General features: G+C 70.3%; 22 protein-coding genes. 5 read left to right on the top strand and 17 right to left on the bottom strand.

The annotated features are described in order from the left end of the window. Window positions 1–137: 137 nt before the first annotated feature. The 17 genes from ABEA33_RS11865 to ABEA33_RS11785 form a co-directional block, all read right to left on the bottom strand. Entirely contained in the window at window positions 138–986 is an 849-nt protein-coding gene (locus ABEA33_RS11865) for a flagellar hook-basal body complex protein (protein WP_345526987.1), read from the bottom strand. A 27-nt stretch (window positions 987–1,013) separates the two neighbouring features. Continuing rightward, window positions 1,014–1,484, bottom strand: coding sequence for a flagellar hook capping FlgD N-terminal domain-containing protein (locus tag ABEA33_RS11860; protein ID WP_345526986.1), 471 nt, complete (start codon window positions 1,482–1,484; stop codon window positions 1,014–1,016). Window positions 1,485–1,493: 9 nt separating this feature from the next. After that, window positions 1,494–2,756 (bottom strand): flagellar hook-length control protein FliK, encoded by a 1,263-nt coding sequence (locus ABEA33_RS11855; RefSeq protein ID WP_345526985.1) that lies wholly within the window; start codon window positions 2,754–2,756, stop codon window positions 1,494–1,496. Continuing rightward, complete coding sequence (locus tag ABEA33_RS11850; RefSeq protein ID WP_345526984.1) at window positions 2,753–3,694, bottom strand: transglycosylase SLT domain-containing protein; 942 nt, start codon at window positions 3,692–3,694, stop codon at window positions 2,753–2,755. Before ABEA33_RS11850 ends, ABEA33_RS11855 begins: the two co-directional genes overlap by 4 nt. Continuing rightward, window positions 3,691–4,146 (bottom strand): flagellar FliJ family protein, encoded by a 456-nt coding sequence (locus ABEA33_RS11845; protein WP_345526983.1) that lies wholly within the window; start codon window positions 4,144–4,146, stop codon window positions 3,691–3,693. The genes ABEA33_RS11850 and ABEA33_RS11845 overlap by 4 nt, the downstream gene beginning before the upstream one ends. Then, entirely contained in the window at window positions 4,143–5,447 is a 1,305-nt protein-coding gene (locus tag ABEA33_RS11840; protein ID WP_345526982.1) for a FliI/YscN family ATPase, read from the bottom strand. Before ABEA33_RS11840 ends, ABEA33_RS11845 begins: the two co-directional genes overlap by 4 nt. Next, window positions 5,444–6,118 carry a FliH/SctL family protein gene (locus ABEA33_RS11835; RefSeq protein WP_345526981.1) on the bottom strand — a complete coding sequence of 225 codons (675 nt, stop codon included), beginning with the start codon at window positions 6,116–6,118 and terminating at the stop codon, window positions 5,444–5,446. The genes ABEA33_RS11840 and ABEA33_RS11835 overlap by 4 nt, the downstream gene beginning before the upstream one ends. Then, a complete protein-coding gene (gene fliG / locus ABEA33_RS11830; protein ID WP_345526980.1) occupies window positions 6,111–7,127 on the bottom strand; it encodes a flagellar motor switch protein FliG in 1,017 nt (338 codons plus the stop codon). Before fliG ends, ABEA33_RS11835 begins: the two co-directional genes overlap by 8 nt. Then, window positions 7,127–8,731 (bottom strand): flagellar basal-body MS-ring/collar protein FliF, encoded by a 1,605-nt coding sequence (gene fliF, locus ABEA33_RS11825; RefSeq protein WP_345526979.1) that lies wholly within the window; start codon window positions 8,729–8,731, stop codon window positions 7,127–7,129. The genes fliG and fliF overlap by 1 nt, the downstream gene beginning before the upstream one ends. Then, window positions 8,728–9,051, bottom strand: a complete 324-nt coding sequence (gene fliE / locus ABEA33_RS11820; RefSeq protein ID WP_345526978.1) for a flagellar hook-basal body complex protein FliE — start codon at window positions 9,049–9,051, stop codon at window positions 8,728–8,730. Before fliE ends, fliF begins: the two co-directional genes overlap by 4 nt. Further along, the gene (locus tag ABEA33_RS11815) at window positions 9,048–9,440 is read right to left on the bottom strand and encodes a flagellar basal body rod protein FlgC (protein ID WP_345526977.1); all 393 of its coding nucleotides are present in this window, start codon (window positions 9,438–9,440) and stop codon (window positions 9,048–9,050) included. The genes fliE and ABEA33_RS11815 overlap by 4 nt, the downstream gene beginning before the upstream one ends. Next, window positions 9,440–9,793: a flagellar basal body rod protein FlgB gene (locus ABEA33_RS11810; protein ID WP_345526976.1), complete on the bottom strand. Its 354-nt coding sequence runs from the start codon at window positions 9,791–9,793 to the stop codon at window positions 9,440–9,442. The genes ABEA33_RS11815 and ABEA33_RS11810 overlap by 1 nt, the downstream gene beginning before the upstream one ends. Window positions 9,794–9,939: 146 nt before the next feature. After that, a complete protein-coding gene (locus ABEA33_RS11805) occupies window positions 9,940–10,254 on the bottom strand; it encodes a hypothetical protein (RefSeq protein ID WP_345526975.1) in 315 nt (104 codons plus the stop codon). A 10-nt stretch (window positions 10,255–10,264) separates the two neighbouring features. After that, entirely contained in the window at window positions 10,265–10,651 is a 387-nt protein-coding gene (gene fliS / locus ABEA33_RS11800; RefSeq protein WP_345526974.1) for a flagellar export chaperone FliS, read from the bottom strand. Between the two features lie 51 nt (window positions 10,652–10,702). Next, window positions 10,703–12,046, bottom strand: coding sequence for a flagellar filament capping protein FliD (fliD, locus tag ABEA33_RS11795; protein WP_345526973.1), 1,344 nt, complete (start codon window positions 12,044–12,046; stop codon window positions 10,703–10,705). Between the two features lie 126 nt (window positions 12,047–12,172). After that, complete coding sequence (locus tag ABEA33_RS11790) at window positions 12,173–13,360, bottom strand: flagellin N-terminal helical domain-containing protein (protein WP_345526972.1); 1,188 nt, start codon at window positions 13,358–13,360, stop codon at window positions 12,173–12,175. 164 nt (window positions 13,361–13,524) lie between these two features. Continuing rightward, window positions 13,525–14,373: a sigma-70 family RNA polymerase sigma factor gene (locus ABEA33_RS11785; RefSeq protein ID WP_345526971.1), complete on the bottom strand. Its 849-nt coding sequence runs from the start codon at window positions 14,371–14,373 to the stop codon at window positions 13,525–13,527. A gap of 243 nt (window positions 14,374–14,616) precedes the next feature. Between ABEA33_RS11785 and flgN the strand changes: the two genes are divergently transcribed. From flgN to csrA, 5 genes are all read left to right on the top strand, one after another. Beyond that, window positions 14,617–15,093 (top strand): flagellar export chaperone FlgN, encoded by a 477-nt coding sequence (flgN, locus tag ABEA33_RS11780; RefSeq protein WP_345526970.1) that lies wholly within the window; start codon window positions 14,617–14,619, stop codon window positions 15,091–15,093. Between the two features lies 1 nt (window position 15,094). Then, window positions 15,095–16,507: a flagellar hook-associated protein FlgK gene (gene flgK, locus ABEA33_RS11775; RefSeq protein WP_345526968.1), complete on the top strand. Its 1,413-nt coding sequence runs from the start codon at window positions 15,095–15,097 to the stop codon at window positions 16,505–16,507. Window positions 16,508–16,589: 82 nt separating this feature from the next. Further along, window positions 16,590–17,480, top strand: a complete 891-nt coding sequence (gene flgL / locus ABEA33_RS11770; RefSeq protein WP_345526967.1) for a flagellar hook-associated protein FlgL — start codon at window positions 16,590–16,592, stop codon at window positions 17,478–17,480. Window positions 17,481–17,536: 56 nt separating this feature from the next. Beyond that, window positions 17,537–17,938, top strand: coding sequence for a flagellar assembly protein FliW (gene fliW / locus ABEA33_RS11765; protein ID WP_345526966.1), 402 nt, complete (start codon window positions 17,537–17,539; stop codon window positions 17,936–17,938). 75 nt (window positions 17,939–18,013) lie between these two features. Next, window positions 18,014–18,250 (top strand): carbon storage regulator CsrA, encoded by a 237-nt coding sequence (csrA, locus tag ABEA33_RS11760; RefSeq protein ID WP_345526965.1) that lies wholly within the window; start codon window positions 18,014–18,016, stop codon window positions 18,248–18,250. Window positions 18,251–18,344: the final 94 nt, after the last annotated feature.

Raw genomic sequence — 18,344 nt, 5'->3', positions numbered from 1 at the left:
GAGCGCCGTCCGTGGCGGCTCGAGGTGTTCATCGGCGACCAGGGCAAGGACCTGAGGGGTGTCGCCGGACGAACACACGCGGGCGCCTGGGTTCGGCGCCCGCGTGCGGGGTGGAGCAGGGTCGTGCCGGGTGCGCGTCAGCGCTTGATGTTGACGAGCTCCTCGAGCACCTGGTCCGAGGTGGTGATGACGCGGGAGCTGGCCTGGAACCCGCGCTGGGCGAGGATCAGGTTGGTGAACTCGGCGGCGAGGTCGACGTTCGACATCTCGACGGAGCCGGGGACGATCTCGCCGCGGCTGCCCTCTCCGGCGACGCCGTACTGGACGGCACCGGAGTTGGAGGTGGCGCGGAAGCTGGTGCTGCCGACCTTCTCGAGGCCCATCGGGTTCGTGAAGTTCGCGATCGCCACCTGCGCGACGACCTTGCGGCTGTCATCGTCGTAGGTGGCGGTGATCTTGCCGTCGGCGCCGATCTCGTACGACTTCAGGGCGTGGCCGGCGCCGTCGTCGGGGTCGAGCTTGATCGGGCCGGTGGCTCCGGTGTGGTTGCCGGTGCCGTCGAACGTCGTGTAGCCCTGGACCAGGGCACCGCCCGGGGCGACCAGGTTGGCGTCCTCGTCGAACGAGAAGGCGCCGGCTCGCGTGTAGACCTCTTCGGCGCCCTTCTTCACGATGAACATGCCGTCGCCCTGGATCATCAGGTCGGTGATCCGGCCGGTGGTCTGGTTGGACCCCTGGTTGAAGTTCGTGTTGGTCGATGCCAGCTGGACGCCGAGCCCGACCTGGATCGGGTTGCTGCCGCCGCGACCGTTGGCGGTGTCGGGTCCAGAGGCCGAGGTCAGCATCTGCGACAGGGTGTCGGAGAAGACCGTCGAGCTCGACTTGAAGCCGACGGTGTTGGCGTTGGCGATGTTGTTGCCGGTGACGTCGAGCATGACCTGGTTGACGCGCAGGCCGCTGATGCCGGCGAAGAGGGAACGAAGCATGGTGGTTCTCCTGGTGAGATGTCGGGATCAGCCGGTGGTGGCTGCGGTGGTGGCCGGGGTGGCGGGCGGGGCGGTGGTGCCTGCTGCGGTGGCGGAGATCGACTGGATCTGGCCGAGCGAGACGCTGGATTCGCCGACGACGAGCATCGGACCGTTCACGTCGTACGTCACCGAGCTGACGAGACCGGACGCCGTGGTCCCGTCCTCGTTCAGGTAGGTGACGTTCTTGCCGACCATGCCGGCCGCGCCGAACGAGATCTGCGTGGAGAGCAGGGCGGCCGTCTGGTCAGCGACGTCCTGCATCTTCTCCAGCGCGGTGAACTGGGCGTTCTGGGCGAGGAACTCGCCGGAGTCGGCCGGGTTCATCGGGTCCTGGTAGCGCAGCTGCGCCACCATCAGGTTCAGGAACATCTCCTTGTCGGAGTCACTCCCGGAGGTCGCCGCGGGGGGCTGGTACAGCCCGTTGCTCGTGACAGCCTCGGTTGCCGGGACGGACATGGCCGCTCCTCACATGCTCAGGTCGAGGCCGGCTCGGCCCCGACTCGTGGTCGTGGTCGGTCGCGATGCGGGGATCGCGCTGGAGATGCCATCCGTGGCGTTGCTGCTTCCTGGGTGGTGCCGGGAGTGCTCCCGGTCCGGTGCCGGATCGCCGCCAGGGCGTCCGGCGCCCGACCAGGCCCCGCCGGCCAGGTCGGTCGAGACATCGGTGCGCACCGCGGGTGCGCTCGGGGTGGCCGCCGTGGGGAGCGGGCCGGTCGGGAGGTCGCGGATCAGGATTCGCGAGTCGGCCCGGCCGACGGACTCCAGCAGTCGGCGCAGCTCGGGCGCCCCGTCGGTGAGTGCGCGTTGCGCGTCGGCCCCCGCCGCGAGGCTCACCTCGAGCCCGCCACGACGCTGGGTCAGCACGACCCGGACCTCGCCGAGCGACTCGGGGTTGAGCCTGACGGTCACCCGGCTGGTGCCGGTGTCGGTGTTGGCGGAGGCGCGGAGCACCTCGGGGAAGACCTGGCCCGCGACGCGGTGGACGTCTGCGGAGGCGGTCGGTGCTCCGGACACCGCCGTGGTCGGCGTGACCGTGGCGGCACCGGGCACGGACGTGGTCGGGGCCGGGGACGGAGCCGGCGATGCGTCGGCGCGTGCCTCGGTCCGTCGGGCGGTCGCGCTCCCGGCCGGCTGGCCGGCGGTGTCGGTCGCGGTCGGTGGTGCCGGCGTGGTCGCGGCGTCCGGGTCGGGATCGCCGGACTGACCGGCATCGGCGCCGGCCTGCCCGGAACCACCTGCCGGCGCCAGCGGATCGGCCGGCGCCGTGGTCGGCGCGGTCGGGGCAGCGTCGGCCGGCGTCACGGACGTCGTCGTACCGTCGACGCTCGCGGTGGCCGGGGTGCTCGCGGCCGCCTGGGCGACCATCGGGGGCATCCCGAGCGCGATCTGCAGCGCGGAGACGTCGACCCCGGTCGCCACGGGCTCGTCGGTGGCGGGGGCGGGCTCCTCCGGGGCTGCCGGCACCGGTTCGGGTGTCGCGACGACGGGGAGGGCCGGGAGGTCCGGAGGTGTCGCCTCGGCGCCGTCCTCGGTCGGCTCGGCCGGAGCCGCGGGGTTGGCGGATCCCGGGGCGGCCTGGGTGTCGCCCTGCAGGAGGCCGGCCACCAGAGCCAGGAACAGGTCACCGCTCCCCGATGCCGCGTCGCGGCCGGCGCTGCTCGCGCTGCCGGTCGCGGGGTCGGCGGTGATGGCGGCTCCGAGCCCGCTCAGGAGGGTCGTGGGGTTCATGCTGCCTCCAGCGTCGACATGACGGAGCGGACATAGCTCTGGGTCTCGGCGTACGGCGGGATGCCGTCGTAGCGGAGCACGGCGCCGGGCCCGGCGTTGTACGCCGCGAGCGCGAGCTCGGTGCTCCCGAACCGGTCGAGCAGGCTGCTCAGCAGGCGGGCGGCACCATCGACGGCCTGGCCCGGGTCGTAGGCGTTGGTGACGCCCAGACCTTGGGCCGTCGCCGGCATCAGCTGCATCAGGCCCTGTGCGCCGGCGTGGCTGGTGACGCTCGGGTTGTAGCCGGACTCCTGCTTGGCCACGGCCGAGAGCAGGTCCGCGCTCACGCCGTACCTGGCTGCGGCGCCCTCGAACAGCGACGCGTACGGCGTGCCGGCGGCGACGCGTGCGTCACCCCCGATGGCGCCGGCCGAGCCGGCGTCGGGGATGACCCGGCGGATCGCGGTCGGGGTCTCGTAGACCGACGAGACCTCGACGTCCTTGCCGGGGCGCGGAGCGTGGATCATCTGGTTGTCGCCGATGTAGATGCCGACGTGGTGGACCGGGGACCCGAAGGCGAGGATGTCGCCGGGCTGCGCCTGGGCCAAGCTCGCGACGGGGCGGCCGGCCTCGGCCTGCTGGTACGAGACTCGGGGCAGGTCGTAGCCGAGCTCCGAGTAGACCTTCTGCACGAGCCCGGAGCAGTCCAGGCCGTTCGCGGGGTCGGTGCCACCCCACACGTAGGGGACTCCCAGGTACTTCCGGGCGCCCGCGACGACGGCGTCGCCCTGCGCACTGCCGGCCCCGATGGCCGTCGAAGCGGTCGTGGTCGCGTCGTCGAGCGCGCTGGAGAAGTCGGTCGCGCTGGTGCTGGCGGTGCGGGTGCTGGTCGTCGGACGCAGGAGGGAGAGCTGGGACTGGATCTCGCTGATCCGGCTGGTGACCTCGGCGATGCTCATCGGGCACCTCCGACAGCGACGGCGAGGAGAGTACGGCGACGCCACATCTCCTCGGCGACCTCGTCGAGCTCGCGGGTCTCCCGCCGCTGACGCTCGGCGCGCGCGGCTGCGGCACGACGCTCGACGAGGGACTCGACGGCGGCGAGACGGCTGCGGTCGGAGGCCCAGCGCTCTCGCGCGGCAGCGGTGAGGATTCGGGCGGTCTCGAGCGTGGCCCGGGTGTCGGCCAGCGCGTCGCGGACCAGCCCGATCGTGTGCTGGCGACCCTGGAACGCCGCGAGGTCGGAGGCCGCCGGCATCGGCAGGCTCTCGAGCAGCTGCTGCAGGTCGGCCAGCTTGGCGGCCGCCTCTCGCTCCTCCTGGAGTGCGGTGGCGAGGCCGATGCGGCTGTCCTGCTCGCGCACGCTGCGCAGGCGGAGCAACCCGCGGAGGTTTCCTTGCTTGCGTGTCATGTCATCACCAGCTGGCTCAGGGCGGCCCAGGTCTCGGCCGCGGGAGTTGCGTCATCCATGTCTTGGCGCAGGAAGGCCTCGATCGCCGGCATCAGGGCCAGCGCGAGGTCGGCGTCGGGGTCGGTGCCCTGGACGTACGCGCCGATCTCGACGAGCTCCTTGACGTTGCGGTGCGCGGCCAGCAGGCGGCGCAGTCGCTGGGCGTCCTGCTTGCCGGTGGGCGAGACGATCGCGGAGACCCGCGAGATCGACTCGAGCACGTCGATGCTCGGGAAGTGCCCGGACGTGGCGAGCTCGCGGGTGAGGACGATGTGGCCGTCCAGGATGGAGCGAGCGGAGTCGCCGATCGGGTCCTGCATGTCGTCGCCCTCGACGAGGACGGTGTAGAGACCGGTGATGCTTCCCGACGGCGAGGTACCGGCGCGCTCGAGGAGCTGGGGCAACATCGCGAACACGCTCGGCGGGAAGCCGCGGGTGGCCGGGGGCTCGCCGGCCGAGAGCCCGATCTCGCGCTGCGCCAGGGCGACGCGCGTCAGGCTGTCCATCATCAGGACGACGTGACGCCCCGAGTCGCGGAACCACTCGGCGATCCGGGTGGCGACGAAGGCCGCCCGCAGTCGTACGACGGGCGGCTCGTCCGACGTCGCGACGACGACGATGGAGCGGGCCAGGCCTTCGGTGCCGAGGTCGTTCTCCAGGAACTCCCGGACCTCGCGACCACGCTCACCGATCAGGGCGATGACAGAGATCTCGGCGTCGGTGCCGCGCGCGATCATCGACAGCAGGCTGGACTTGCCGACACCCGAGCCGGCCATGATGCCGAGGCGCTGGCCGCGGCCGCAGGCTGTCAGCGCGTCCATGGCGCGGACGCCGAGGCTCAGCTGCTGGTCGATGCGCGGGCGGAGCAGGGCGTTCGGGGTCTCGTTGTTGACCACCACCTGCGGCAGGTGCGCGAGGGAGGGGCCGTCATCGATCGGGCGGCCGAGCCCGTCGAGCACGCGGCCGCGCAGGTCCTCGCCGACGGCGATGCGCAGGCCGAGCCCGCTCGCCTCGACATGGTCGCCGACGCGGAGGCCGGTCGTCTCGGCGAGGGGCAGGCAGGTGAGCACGCCGTGCTCGCTCGCCACCACCTCGACGGGCACGGGACCGATCGTCCCGCGGACCTCGAGGAGGTCGCCGAGGGCGGCGGCCACCCCGGACACGGTGACGCGGAGCCCGAGGAGGCCGGAGACCCGGCCCAGTCGCGGCGGTACGACGGCCGCGCGAGCCGCGGCACCGCGCTCGGCGGTGAGCGCGCTCATGAGAGTGCCTCGCGGAGGCGTTCGAGGGCCAGGGAGAGCCGCAGGTCGATGGCCGAGGTGTCGGTCTCGACGACGGCGTCGTGCAGGTCGAGCGAGCCGTCCGCGACGACGTCGACTCCGTGGGCGGTCAGCTCGGCGAGCCCGTCGTACGTCGCGGTGGAGGGGTGCAGGCGCACGACCGTCGTGGGGTCCTTCGGGAGGACGGCGAGCACTCGGGCGACCACGTCGGCCCCGGGGTCGGCTGCCGCCGCGAGCTCGTGACCGAGCAGGGTTCGGACCACCTCGAACGCGAGGTCGGTGGCCTGCTCGGCGATCTGCGCGGCCACCTCGTCCGCGGACGCCGCCAAGGCGGCCGCGGCGGCGCGGAGTCCGGCGACGGCGGCCTGGTGCTCTCGCGTCCGGGCCTGGTCGCGTCGCTCGGCCTCGGCGGCGGCCACGGCCGACTGCTCGGCGCTCCGGCGTAGCGCGGCCCGCTGGCCCTCGGACCAGCCGACGGCGTACCCCTGCGCCTGGGCAGCGGTGCGGGCGCGCTCGGCGAGGCGGCCGAGCACTGCCTCGGTCGCGCCGTCGCCCAGCACCCTCTCGTCGCCGAGCCGGGTCCAGTCGCCGTGTCGCAGGTCGGGTCGTTCGGCGGACCGCCAGGTGTCGGGGTGAGCCAGTGCCTCAGACAACGAGCTCCTCCTCGCTGCCGCTGCGGTGGACCACGATCTGGCCCTGCTCCTCGAGCTGACGGATCTTGCGGATCACGCTCTGCTGGGCCTCTTCCACCTGGGTCAGGCGGACGGCGCCCAGCAGGTCGACCTCTTCGATGAGGGTCTGGGCCGCGCGGGACGACAGGTTGGACGTGATCTTGGTGCGGACCGACTCGCTGACACCCTTGAGCGCCAGGGCCAGCTCGGCCTCGTTGACCTGGCGCAGCACCAGCTGCACCGACTTGTCGTCGAGGTGGACGATGTCCTCGAACATGAACATCCGGCTGCGGACCTCGTCGGCGAGCTCGGCGTCGAGGGACTCCAGTCCTTCGACGATCTGACGCTCGGTGACGCGGTCGGACCGGTTGATGATGTTGACCAGAGGGTCGACGCCGCCGACCCGGGACAGCTCGGACGGCTGCAGGACCGACGAGAGCTTGCGCTCGAGGTTGGCCTCGACCGCGCGGATGATCTCCGGCGTCGTCCGGTCCATCACCGCGATGCGGTGGGCCGTCTCGGCCTGCAGGTGAGGTGCCAGTCCGGCCATCACCGCCGACGCCTTGTCGGGCGTCATGTGGGCGAGCACGAGCGCGATGACCTGCGGGTGCTCGTCGGCGATGAAGGTGCGGACCTGGCGGGGATCGGCACGGTGCAGGAACTGGAACGGCATCTTCACCGCGGCTGCCTGCAGGCGCTCCATGATCTCGGTGGCGCGGTCCAGACCGACCGACTGCTCGAGCATGGTGCGCGCGAAGGCCAGGCCACCGTGCGAGATGTGCGCCTGAGCGGTCGCCATCTCGGAGAACTCCGTCAGCACGGCGCTGCTCTCGGCGGCGTCGACGACGTCCAGCTGGGCGATCTCGGCGGAGATGGCCTCGACCTCGGACTCGGACAGGTGGCTGAGCACCTCTCCGGCCTTCTCGCGGCCGAGCTGGATCAGGATGATGGCGGCCTTGCGGACGCCGAGCGTTGCGAGGTTGACCGTCATCAGGTTCGCTCCACCAGCCAGCCGCGGAGCAGCGTGGCGATCTCGTCGGGTTGGCGCTCGGCAAGGGCGGCGATCTCACGCCGCATCTCGTCGTTGGCGGCCTGGTCTGCTGCCTCCAGGGCGGCGACCGCAGGAGTCGGCTCGAGGGCCGCGGCTGCAGCGGCGCGGGCCGCTGCGTCGGAGCGCAGCTGCTCGACCAGGATCTCGGTGCGGGCATCGCGCTCCCGCTTGCCCCGGCGTGCTCGGAGCCACGCCAGCAGCACCATCGCGAGGATGGCGAGGGCGATGCCGCCGTTGCGGATCATCGACCAGCGCCGGGCATCAGCCTTGGCCTTGTTGGCGGCCGCGAGCTCCTCGGCAGCAGCGGTGTCCGCAGAGCGGTCGAAGGCCATCGTCGAGACCTCGACCGTGTCACCACGAGCGGCGTCGATGCCGACCGCGGCGGAGATCAGGTCCTTGACGTCGGCCGCATCCACGCCCTGCGCGGACTCGGTGTCGAGCACCACGCCGATGTGCAGAGACCGGACGCTGCCAGGGGCAGCCTCGCGGTGCTCCTGGGTCTTCTCGACGGCGTTGTCGCGGGTCACCGACTGCTTGTCGTACTGGTTGGGTCGTCCGTCGCCGGTGGTCGCAGTGCCGGTCGAGTCCATCTGACCATCAGGCCCGACGACCCCGGTGCTGCCGCCGGCGGTGCCGGTGCCGGTGTACGTCTCCTTGCTGGACGACTCCGAGAGCGCCGGCGTCTTCTTCTTCGTGTTGTAAGTGGTCGACTCCTGGATGGACTTGTCGAAGTCGAGGTCGGCAGAGACCTGGACGGTCGAGTTCCCGGCGCCGAGCACCCGATCGAGCATCGTCTGGATCTGCTGGGTCTTGCGCGCCTGGAAGTCGGTCACGGCCTGGGCCTGCGGCCCTGCGCCCACCCCGCCGGCGGCGCTCTCGTCAGAGAGGACCTTGCCGGTGGAGTCGGCCACCGTGACGTTGCCGGAGTCGAGCCCGTCGATACTGGACGCGACCAGGTTGACGATCGCCTGCACCTTCTCCGGGGCGACGGCGGTGCCGGCCGAGGTGTCGATCAGGACGGACGCGGTGGTCGGGTCCTGCTCGTCGGAGAACACCTTCTTCTCCGGCAGCGCGAGGTGTACGACGGCCGTGTTGACGCCGTCGATCGCCTCGATGGTCTTCGAGAGCTCGCCCTCCATCGCACGCTTGAAGTCGGTCTGCTCCTGGAAGTCGGACGTCGAGATGTCCTGGCCGTCCAGGAGGGTGTAGCCCTGGTCTCCGCTGTCGGCGGGCAGGCCCTGGCCCGAGAGCGTGATGCGGGTCGAGTAGACCTTGTCGCGCGGCACCATGATCGTGCTGCCGCTGTCTGCCAGCTCGTACGGGACGCCCTCGGCGGTGAGCTCGTCGACGACCGCGGAGGCGTCCTCGGCGGCGAGGTTGCTGTAGAGCGGCGCGTAGTTCGGCGTCGACACCCAGCGGAAGACCATGAACGCCGCGAGGAGCAGAGCTGCGCCGCCGACCGCGACGACGAGGCGCTGGCCGAGCGTGAAGGACATGAAGGTGGACCGCAGACGCGCGAGCGTGCGGTTGAGGTTCTGCTTCATCCGATCGGCATCCGCATGATCTCGTTGAACGCCTCCAGCGCGCGGTTGCGTACGGCGACGGTCAGCTGCGCGGTCACGGAGGCCTCGGTGGCGGCCACGGTGTAGTCGTGCATGTCGTTGAGGTCACCGGTGGCGGCCTGGACGGCGAGCTTGTCCGACTTGTCCTGGACGGCCTCGAGGCGGTCCAGGCCGTCGACGAGCAGGTCGCCGAACGCCGAGCTCGCGCCCGAGGCGCCGGTGGTGCCGGTGACCGCGTCCGTGGACAGCTGCGGGGCGACGTACGGCTGGAAGCCGACGGCCTCGATCCCGGAGACACTCATCGGCGGCCGATCTCGAGCGCGCTGCGGTAGTTCTCCTGCGCGTCCTTGGTGACCTGGACCGAAGCCTGGAAGCCACGCTGGGCCATGATCAACTGGGTCATCTGGGTGCCGAGGTCGTCCTCCGGGGCGCGGACGTAGCCGTCGGCGTCGGCCATCGGGTTGCTCGGGTCAGAGACGAGGCGACCCTCGGGGTCTCCGAGTGCCAGACCCGTGACCTCGACGCCACCGCCGGGGACGGCGCGCACGATCGGCAGCTGCGTCTGGAAGGCGGTCTCGCTCGTGGGCACCACCGTGTTGACGTTGGCGATGTTGTTGGCCAGCGAGTCGAGCCAGGTCTGGTGCATGCCCAGCGAGGAGCTCGCGATGCGCAGGGTGTCGAAGGCATCCATCAGGCGGCCGCCATCGTGCGGACGAGATCGAAGCGGTCGCTCGTGGCGCGCGTGATCATCTGGTACTGGAACTGCGACTGGACCGCCGCCAGCGTCTCCTTGCGGAGGTCAACGTTGTTGTCGTTGGCGCCGACCGGAGTGTCGGTGGCAGCCAACGTCGGCGAGATCGAGCCGTCGGGGCTGCCCGAGGCGATCGCCGAGCGAAGGTTGTCTTCGAAGTTGACACTGCTCGCGCGATAGTGCGGGGTGTCGACGTTCGCGATGTTGTCAGCGATCACACGCTGACGGAGAGCGATCCCGTCGAGGGCGGATCCGAGGATCGCGCCAACAGGATCGGAGAGGTGGAACGACACGCCATGCCTCCGAGGGATACGAGGTTGGTGGCCGTTCCGTCGGCGGGGGTGTGAGCATCCGTGCTCGCGAGAACTGATCGGCGAGTGTTCGCCGGTCTTGAGGAAAACGAGCAGGAAAAGGTCCCGAAGTTCCCGCTCGACTGCCGTCAGGCAGTGACGTCGAGGAAGACGGCGCCCGCGGGCGCCCGGGTCGCGCGATCCACACGGTTGGCGAAGTCGTGCTGGCGGCCGATCGTCCCGAGGAGGGTGGTCATCGCGACTCGCACGCGGTGCTGCCGCTCACGCAGGGCAAGCGCGCGATCGCGGAGGTCTGCGGGGATCGGACCCTGGAGGTCGGGTTCGTCCCACGTGTCCGGAGTCGGACGCGTCGGGTCCTCGAGCCGTCGCTCGGCGAGGATCACCTCGAGCTCGAGCCGGTCGAGCGCGGTCGCCCAGTGCAGGTGGTGCCGGTCGTCGTTCATGCCGGGATGCTCATGCCGACTGCGCCAGCAACGCGCCGGCGGCGTCGGTCCAGGTGTCGCGGAGGACGGTGACGACGTGGAGGCAGAACTCGGCGACCTTGAGGTCCTTGACCATGTTCGCCCGCACCAGCTCCTGGTGGAGGTAGTCGTACAGGGAGGCCAGTCCGGCGCCGCCGTCCCACGACGTGATGTCCAGGCTGGCGTTGAGCTCGAGGACGATCTCCTGCGCGTGCAGCAGCTGCTCGTGGGCCTGGCTGGGCTCACCTCGACGCAGGGCGTCGGTCGCACGCTGGACGTCGAGGACCAGGCGGCCGTACAGCATGACGAGCAGCTGTGAGGGCGTCGCGGTCGAGACGGAGGCGGCAAGGTAGGTGTCGCGCGGGTTGAGAGTCGTCATCGGTGTTCCTTCCATGGTCACGATGAGGGGCGGACGAGCTGGGGAGCCGGGTCAGGAGGAGTAGGTCGGGAGGCTGGCGATCTGGCTCGCGAGCCAGGTGCTCTGGTTCTGCAGCGTCGACAGTGCGGTCTCGAGCGCCGTGTACTGACGCTCCAGCGAGGTCCGACGCATCGCCAGCCGGTCGTCCCAGTCCGTGATGTTCTTGCCCAGACGTGCGATCGAGGTCGCGTGGCCGTTGATCGACGCGGTGATCGTGCCGTCGGTCGAGCTGCTCGCCGTCTTGGCCGCGGCGGCGACGCGGGCGGCCCACCCGGCGGTCTCGGGGGTCGCGCCGGTGGTGAACTTGGCGGCGACGCCGGCCGGATCCGCGGCGTACGCCGTCTTGAACTTGTCCGCGTCGAAGACGAGCTTGCCGTACCGATCGGTCTGGATGCCCAGGGAGGCCAGGGACTCGGTGCCGCCGAACACGGTCTCGAGCAGCTGGTTGCGCAGGGTCCGGGCGGTCGGGTCCCCGGCCAGCACCCCGGCCGCGGACGTGTCGCTCTTGGCGGCGGTCTGGGTGTCGATCGTCGTGAGCAGCTGGTTGACCTGATCGACGAGATCGCTCACTGCCGTCGACACGCTCGTCGGGTCCTGAGCGACCTTGATGGAGACGGCCGAGCCGACGGTGGCCGACGGGGCGAGCGTCAGCGTGACGCCCGGCGTGATATCGGTGAAGGTGTTGCTCGTCGAGGTCGCCGTGATCCCCACGCCGAGGCTGATCTGGGCATCCTCGCCGGCCCGGACGGTCGATCCGCCGAGCAGGCCGGAGCCGTTGCCGTTGGTCAGCGTGAAGGACGTGGCGGCACCGGTGGAGGTGGACTCGGTGAGCAGCTTGTAGCTGCCGTCCGCGACCTTGACCGTCGTCGCCGTCACTCCGGTCACTGACGACTTGGCGTTGATCGCCGCGGCGACCTCCTTGAGCGTGCCGCCGCCGGTGCTGATGTCGTGGACCGTGCCATCGTTGGTGGTCAGCTTGACCGAGGAGCCGGCGACCACGTCGGTGAGGGCGGCCGCGTTCGTGAAGGCGACCTGGTGGGACTTGGCGAGCCGGTCGACGGTGACCGAGAAGGACGACGCGCTCGCCGAGGCGGTGACCGCGACCGAGACCCCGGCACCGGTGACGATGCCCTTGAGCGTCTGCCAGGTCGCCGGCTTGGCCAGCGTCTCGGCCTTGCTCCCGAGGAGGGAGGTGTTGGTGTTCAGCGACCTGAGCGCCGTCTGGATAGCCTGTTCGGCGGTCTGCTGGGTCTTGAGCCGCGTCTGTGGCACCGCCTCCAGCTGCATGAGCTGGTCGATGATGTCTGCGGTGTTCAGACCGCTGGAGAGGCCACTGATGCTGCTGGCGCCGGCCACGAGATCCTCCTGAAATCACAAAGGGCGGGCCACGAAGGACCCCGGTGCTCCGGGAGGGCGACGAGCGCCCTCCCGGAGTGGTGGATTCGTCGGCGGGCCGATCAGACGACCGACCCGCCGGCGAGATCAGCGGAGCAGGGACAGGACGCCCTGGGGCGCCTGGTTGGCCTGCGCCAGCATGGCGGTACCGGCCTGCGACAGGATCTGCGAGCGGGTGAAGCTCATCATCTCCGAAGCCATGTCGGTGTCGCGGATGCGGCTCTCCGACGCGGAGAGGTTCTCCACCGCGACGTTGAGGTTGTTCACCGTGTGCTCGAACCGGTTCTGCAGCGCACCGAGGTTGGCGCGGGTGGTCGAGACGGTCTTGATCGCGGCGTCGATCTTGTCGATCGCGTTGGACGCGCCCGACTGGCCGTTGAAGGTGACGTCGGCCGTGGCGATGTCCGCCGTGGTGGATCCGGCGGGGACCGAGCCCGTGAAGACCACGTCGGTGGTGCCGACAGCGGCCGTGATCTTGCCAGTGCCGAAGGTCTTGTCGAGCGCGGCGGTCAGGACAGCGGTGTTCGCCGCGTCGTCCCAACCGACGGTCGTGTCGGCCTTCTTCAGGGTGCCCAGGTCGAGCGTCTTCCCACCGGAGGTGAGCGAACCGTTGAGCACACCGGTGGTGTCGCTGAAGTCGCCCGAGTTGCCGGCGGTGACCGTGATGACGGTCGCCGTGGTGGCGTCCGGCTCGGTGGTGCGGGCACCGGTCGCGACGCCGGTCGCGGCCTTGGTGACGTCGACGCCAGCAACTCCGAGGCCACCGGCGTCCATGCCCTTGCCGGCCGAGCCGATGGCAACGCTGATGGTCTGGCCGGAGTCCGCGCCGACCTGGAAGGTGCCGTTGTAGGAACCGTCGAGCAGGCTGGTGCCGTTGAACTTGGTGGTGCTGGCGATCCGGTCCAGCTCGCTGTTGAGCTGGGTGAGCTCGGACTGGATGTTGCCCTTCGCGTCGTCGTTCAGACCACCGTCGTTGGCGGCCTGGACCGACAGGTCACGCATGCGCTGCAGGATGGAGTGGGTCTCCGTGAGTGCGCCTTCAGCGGTCTGCACGACCGAAACGCCGTCCTGCGTGTTGCGGACGGCGACCTTGAGGCCACCGACCTGCGACCGCAGACCCTCGGAGATGGCCAGACCGGCAGCGTCGTCCGCCGCACGGTTGATCCGGTAGCCGCTGGACAGCTTCTCGAGGGACTTGCTCATCTGACCCTGGGTGACCGACAGGTTGCGGTACGAGTTCAGGGCGTCGATGTTCTGGTTGATGCGGAGACTCATGGTGGTTTCCTTCCTGGAGGTGAGTCGGTGGGAGCCCGTCCGTGGGCTCCTGCGCCGGTTAGATCGGCGGGGCGCGAGAACGCCTGAGGGGATCGGCGCAGAAATCTCGGGAACTTCTGCGGCGATCCCCTCAGGCGTGTGACTCGCGCCGGGCAGGCGGTGCGTCAGGCGCTGGCGGTCACGGCTCCGCGGTCGTGCGGGTAGCCACGGACCCCAGCCGCGTGCCGGGCGGCGACGGCCGCGAAGTAGGCCTCGCGCCGCCGGGCCGCCGCGCCACCGGGACGCGATGCCTCGGGCACCAGGTCCGGCTCGAGAGCGTTGTTGAGCGCATCACGGAGCAGCACGAGCGCCTCGGCGCGCAGCTGAGAGACACGGGACTCGGTCACGCCCAGGGTGACGGCGATCTCGGCCATCGGCCGCTCGGCGATGAAGTACTGCTCCACGACGTGACGCAGTCGCTCCGGGAGCTCGGCGATGGCCTCGGCCATGTAGGTCAGTTGCTCGCGGTGCTCCAGCTGCGCCTCCGGCGTCGGAGTGCTGCTGACCAGACGGGCGCCCAGCGAGTCGTCCTCGGAGGCGTGCAGGGAGAGCACCTGGGCGCGGGCGACGTCCTCCTCGTTCGCGGCGATCTCGTCGGTGCTCATCCCGGAGGCCTGGGCGAGCTCGGTGGTCGTCGCCGGGCGGCCGAGGACGGTCGCGAGGTGGGATCGGGTGGCGTCGAGCTCGCGGGCCCGGCGTCGTACCGAGCGCGAGGCCCAGTCGATGCTCCGGAGCTCGTCGAGGATGGCGCCGCGGATGCGCGTGCTGGCGTATCGGTTGAACGGCACCCCGCGGTCAGGGTCGAAGGAGTGGGCCGCCTGTACGAGGGCGGTCAGGCCGGCCGAGCTGAGGTCGTCGCGATCGACGTGAGACGGGACCCTGGCCATCGTTTCGCGAACGATGTGGCCGACCAGGGGCACGTGCACCACGATCAACGCCTCGGAGCCCGACGGGACGTCGTTGTAATGGGTCACGACGTTTATTGTGCATTTCACGGACATGCGTGTCCGCATATCTTGCGGATTCCTTGAACCTTTTACCTGCGATTCACGGTGACTTGGGTCACAAACAGGTTTAAACGAGAAACTTCGCGCTCGGGCGTGATCTCGCGCCCCTCTTTTCCTCAGGACGGCCCCGGAGGGCGCCGATGGGCTCCCTGACACCACCGCCGAACCGATCGGCTGGTCTGGACCATCGATACGCATCCTGGGAGTGACGTGGAGAAGCTGACCTGGGTCCTCTGGCGAGAGCGCGAGCTCCTCGAGGCCCTGCTCTACCGCCTTGAGCTGGAGGCGATGGTGATGTCCACGGGCCGCACCCGCTGGCTCACCAACGCCGCCAATGACGTGGATGCGGCCTCTGCCGCGCTGCGCGACATGGAGGTCCTCCGTGCCGTCGCCGCCGACGAGGCGGCCGACGCTGCCGGCCTCGCCCCCAACTCGTCGCTCGGGGAGCTCATCGACGCCGCGACCGAGCCGTGGCACTCGATCCTCATCGAGCACCGCGACAACTTCCTCGCTCTCACCGACGAGATCGCCCGGGTGGCACAGACCAACCGCGCGCTGATCGTCGCCGGCCTCCGGGCCACCCAGGAAACCCTGCTGGGGATCGACCAGGGTGCCGCTACCTACACGGCCGCAGGCGCGGTGGCCCGCGGCGATGCGCGCAGCGCAGTCCTAGATTGGAGCTTGTGACATGGCTGGGGCCTTCTCCTCGATCAACACCGCGCTGTCGGCGCTGCGCTACCAGCAGGCCGCGCTCGACATCGCCAGCACCAACATCGCGAACGTCTCCACCGACGGATACGTACGCCGCCGCGTCGTAGGAGAGACCGTCGGCGCCGCCGCGGCGCCCGCCGTGTGGTCGCGCTCGAACGAGATCGGCAGCGGCGTGCAGTCCTCCGGCGTGCAGCGCATGGTCGACTCGCTGCTGGACGCCCGGGTGCGCCGCGAGCACGGTCGCCAGTCCTACCTCGACCTCAAGGCCGCCGCCATGGCGCGCGTCGAGACCGGCATCGCCGAGCCGTCCGAGACCGGTGTCGCCAAGGCGATCGACACCTTCCAGAAGAGCCTGGACGACCTGAACAACGCCCCGAGCAGCGATGCTGCCCGCAGCCAGGTGCTCGCCAACGCCAACGTCGTCGCAGACGCCTTCAACATCCAGGCGCGCAACCTGGAGGACGAGACCGGCGACCAGCGCGCTCGGGTGCTGTCCACGGTCCAGGAGATCAACGACGTTGCCAAGCAGCTCGCGGACACCAACTTCACCATCTCGACCTCGAGCGGGAACGGCAGCGACACGGCCACCCTCATGGACACCCGCGACCAGCTCGCACTGCGGCTCTCCGAGCTGACCGGTGCCACCGCCACCACGCGAGCCGACGGCGGCATGGACATGACGCTCGGGGGAGTCTCGCTCGTCAGCGGCCGGACCTCGGCGACGCTGCAGATCGCGACCGGCATCACTCCCACCGGCGCCGGAGACGGCTCGCCGGTCGCCTTCACCCTGCTGCAGCAGGACGGCACCACCCCCGCCGTAGTCCCGCCGACGGGTGAGCTCGCCGCGAGCGTCGAGCTCATCGACGTGGTCCTCCCGGGCTACGCGGCCGGGCTCAACGACCTCGTGAAGCAGTTCGCCGACGCGTTCAACGACGCGCACGACGACGGGTACGACGCCACCGGCGCCGTCGGGGGCAAGTTCTTCGACTACACCGACCCGGACCGGGCGGGCTCGCTCAAGGTCGTCGTGACGTCGACGTCCGCGATCGCGGTCTCCTCGGTCGCCAGCACGACTCCCGGTGTCGGCAACAACGACACCGGGAATGCGAGCAAGCTGGCCGACTCGATCACCATCCAGGACGGCTACCAGCGCCTGGTCAACGGCTTCGGCAGCGCCGTCGCCTCGACCCAGCGTCTCGCAGCCAACCAGGTGGCGATGACGTCGCAGGTGGACGCCGCCCGCGAGCAACAGGCCGGCGTCAGCATCGACGAGGAGACCGTCAACATGGTGATGGCGCAGCACTCGTACGAGGCTGCTGCACGGGTCATGACGACGGTGGACGAGATGCTCGACACCCTGATCAACCGCACCGGGATCGTCGGCCGATGAACCAGCCCACGACGTTCCTCCGTTCCTCCGCTCCGCTCCCTCGCCTCACCACTTCGAAGGGACCCCGATGACTCTCGTGCGCATGACTCAGAACATGCTGAGCCGCCAGTCCTTCACCGGCATGCAGACCGCGATGGCTCGCGTGGCCAAGGCGCAGGAGCAGCTGACCACCGGTCGCCTGATCAACCGGCCGTCGGACGACCCGACGGGTGCGACCAGCGCGATGCGGATCCGCTCGTCGCTGGCTGCCCAGACGCAGTACGTCCGCAACGCCGACGACGCGGTCGGCTGGCTCGACCAGAGCGACAGTGCGCTGCAGGAGGCGACCACCCAGGTCAGCCGGGCTCGCGACATCGCGCTCCAGGGCGCCAACGGTGGCGCGCTCGGACCGAAGGCGCTCGAAGCCCTCGCCACGGAGGTCGACCAGATCCGCGAGGGGCTGATCACCACCGCGAACACGAAGTACCTCGACCGGCCGATCTTCGGTGGCATCACCGCCGGCGGGGCGGCGTACAAGGCGGACGGCACGCTGGCCGACCCGGACGCGCTCGGCACCCCGTCCGGGGTGGTGCGCACGGTCGCCGACGGCGCGCGCATCCGGATCGACCTCGAGGGGCCGGCCGTGTTCGGACCCGAGGGCGACTCGGTCTTCACGCACCTGACCGACCTGTCGGACGCGCTCCGGACCGGCGACTCGGCGGCGATCCAGACCGCGATCTCGACGCTCAAGGCCGACTCCGACCGCGTGTCGAACGCCCAGGCCGACATCGGGGCCCGCACCGTCCGGGTGGAGACCGCTCGCAGCGTGGCCAACGACGCCACCCTGACGCTGTCGAACGCGCTGTCGAGCGTGGAGAACGTCGATCTCGCGAAGGCGACGGTCGACCTGGGTCTTCGGGAGGTTGCCTACCAGGCGGCCCTCGGTGCCACGGCTCGCGTGCTGCAGCCGAGTCTTCTGGACTTCCTGCGATGACGGCCACCCAGGCCCTTGACATGATGGCGGTCCCAGACCCAGCTCGAGGAGGCACTGTGGCCGAGCATCATCCCCTCGAGATCCCCGTGATCGACATGGTGCGCCCGCTGGTGGGCTTCCCGGGGCACGAGCGTTTCGCGCTGGTCCAGCTCGACGGGGCCAGCGACCTGTGCAGCCTGATCTCGCTCGACGAGCCAGGACTGCGGTTCCTGGTGGTGCCGCCGGCGGCGTTCTTCCCCGACTACGCCCCCGAGGTCGGCGACGACGTCGTCACCGACCTGGGCATCGAGTCGGCGGCCGACGTGCTGGTCCTGGTGGTCCTCAACGCCGGCACCGGCCTGCACGACACGACCGCCAACCTGGCCGCCCCGTTGCTCGTCAACCCGGTCACCCAGAAGGCCGGTCAGGTCGTGCTCGACGAGTCCGGGCTCCCGGTTGCGGCGCCGCTGCTCGGGTGACGGCTCGGTGCCGAACTGGTGTCCATTCGGGTCGTTGACGACGACTCCTGAGGCCGGGCGGGATACGGTGGGGTCATGCTGGTTCTGAGTCGTCGCGCAGGCGAGAGCGTCGTCCTGGGTGAGGACATCACCATCACGGTGCTCGAAGTGCGCGGCGACGTGGTGCGGATCGGCATCGACGCACCACGCTCGCTCAAGGTCCACCGGGCCGAGCTGCTCGCCCAGCTCGAGGAGAGCAACCGCAGCGCCGCGTCGCCCAGCGACGACCTGGTCGCCCAGCTCTCCGAGGCTCTCGGTCGCGAGCGCGACTGACGCTTTTCTGATCGCATCGTCGCTGTGCTCCGGCGCACACCAGAATTGGTTGTTGGGGGCAACGAATCGGGAATATCGTTGTCGTCGGCAACCT

The organism is Nocardioides endophyticus (assembly GCF_039543845.1).
Lineage (GTDB): Bacteria > Actinomycetota > Actinomycetes > Propionibacteriales > Nocardioidaceae > Nocardioides > Nocardioides endophyticus.
Note: the sequence above shows the minus strand (reverse complement) of the source record. Positions and strands in the feature narration are given on the sequence as shown.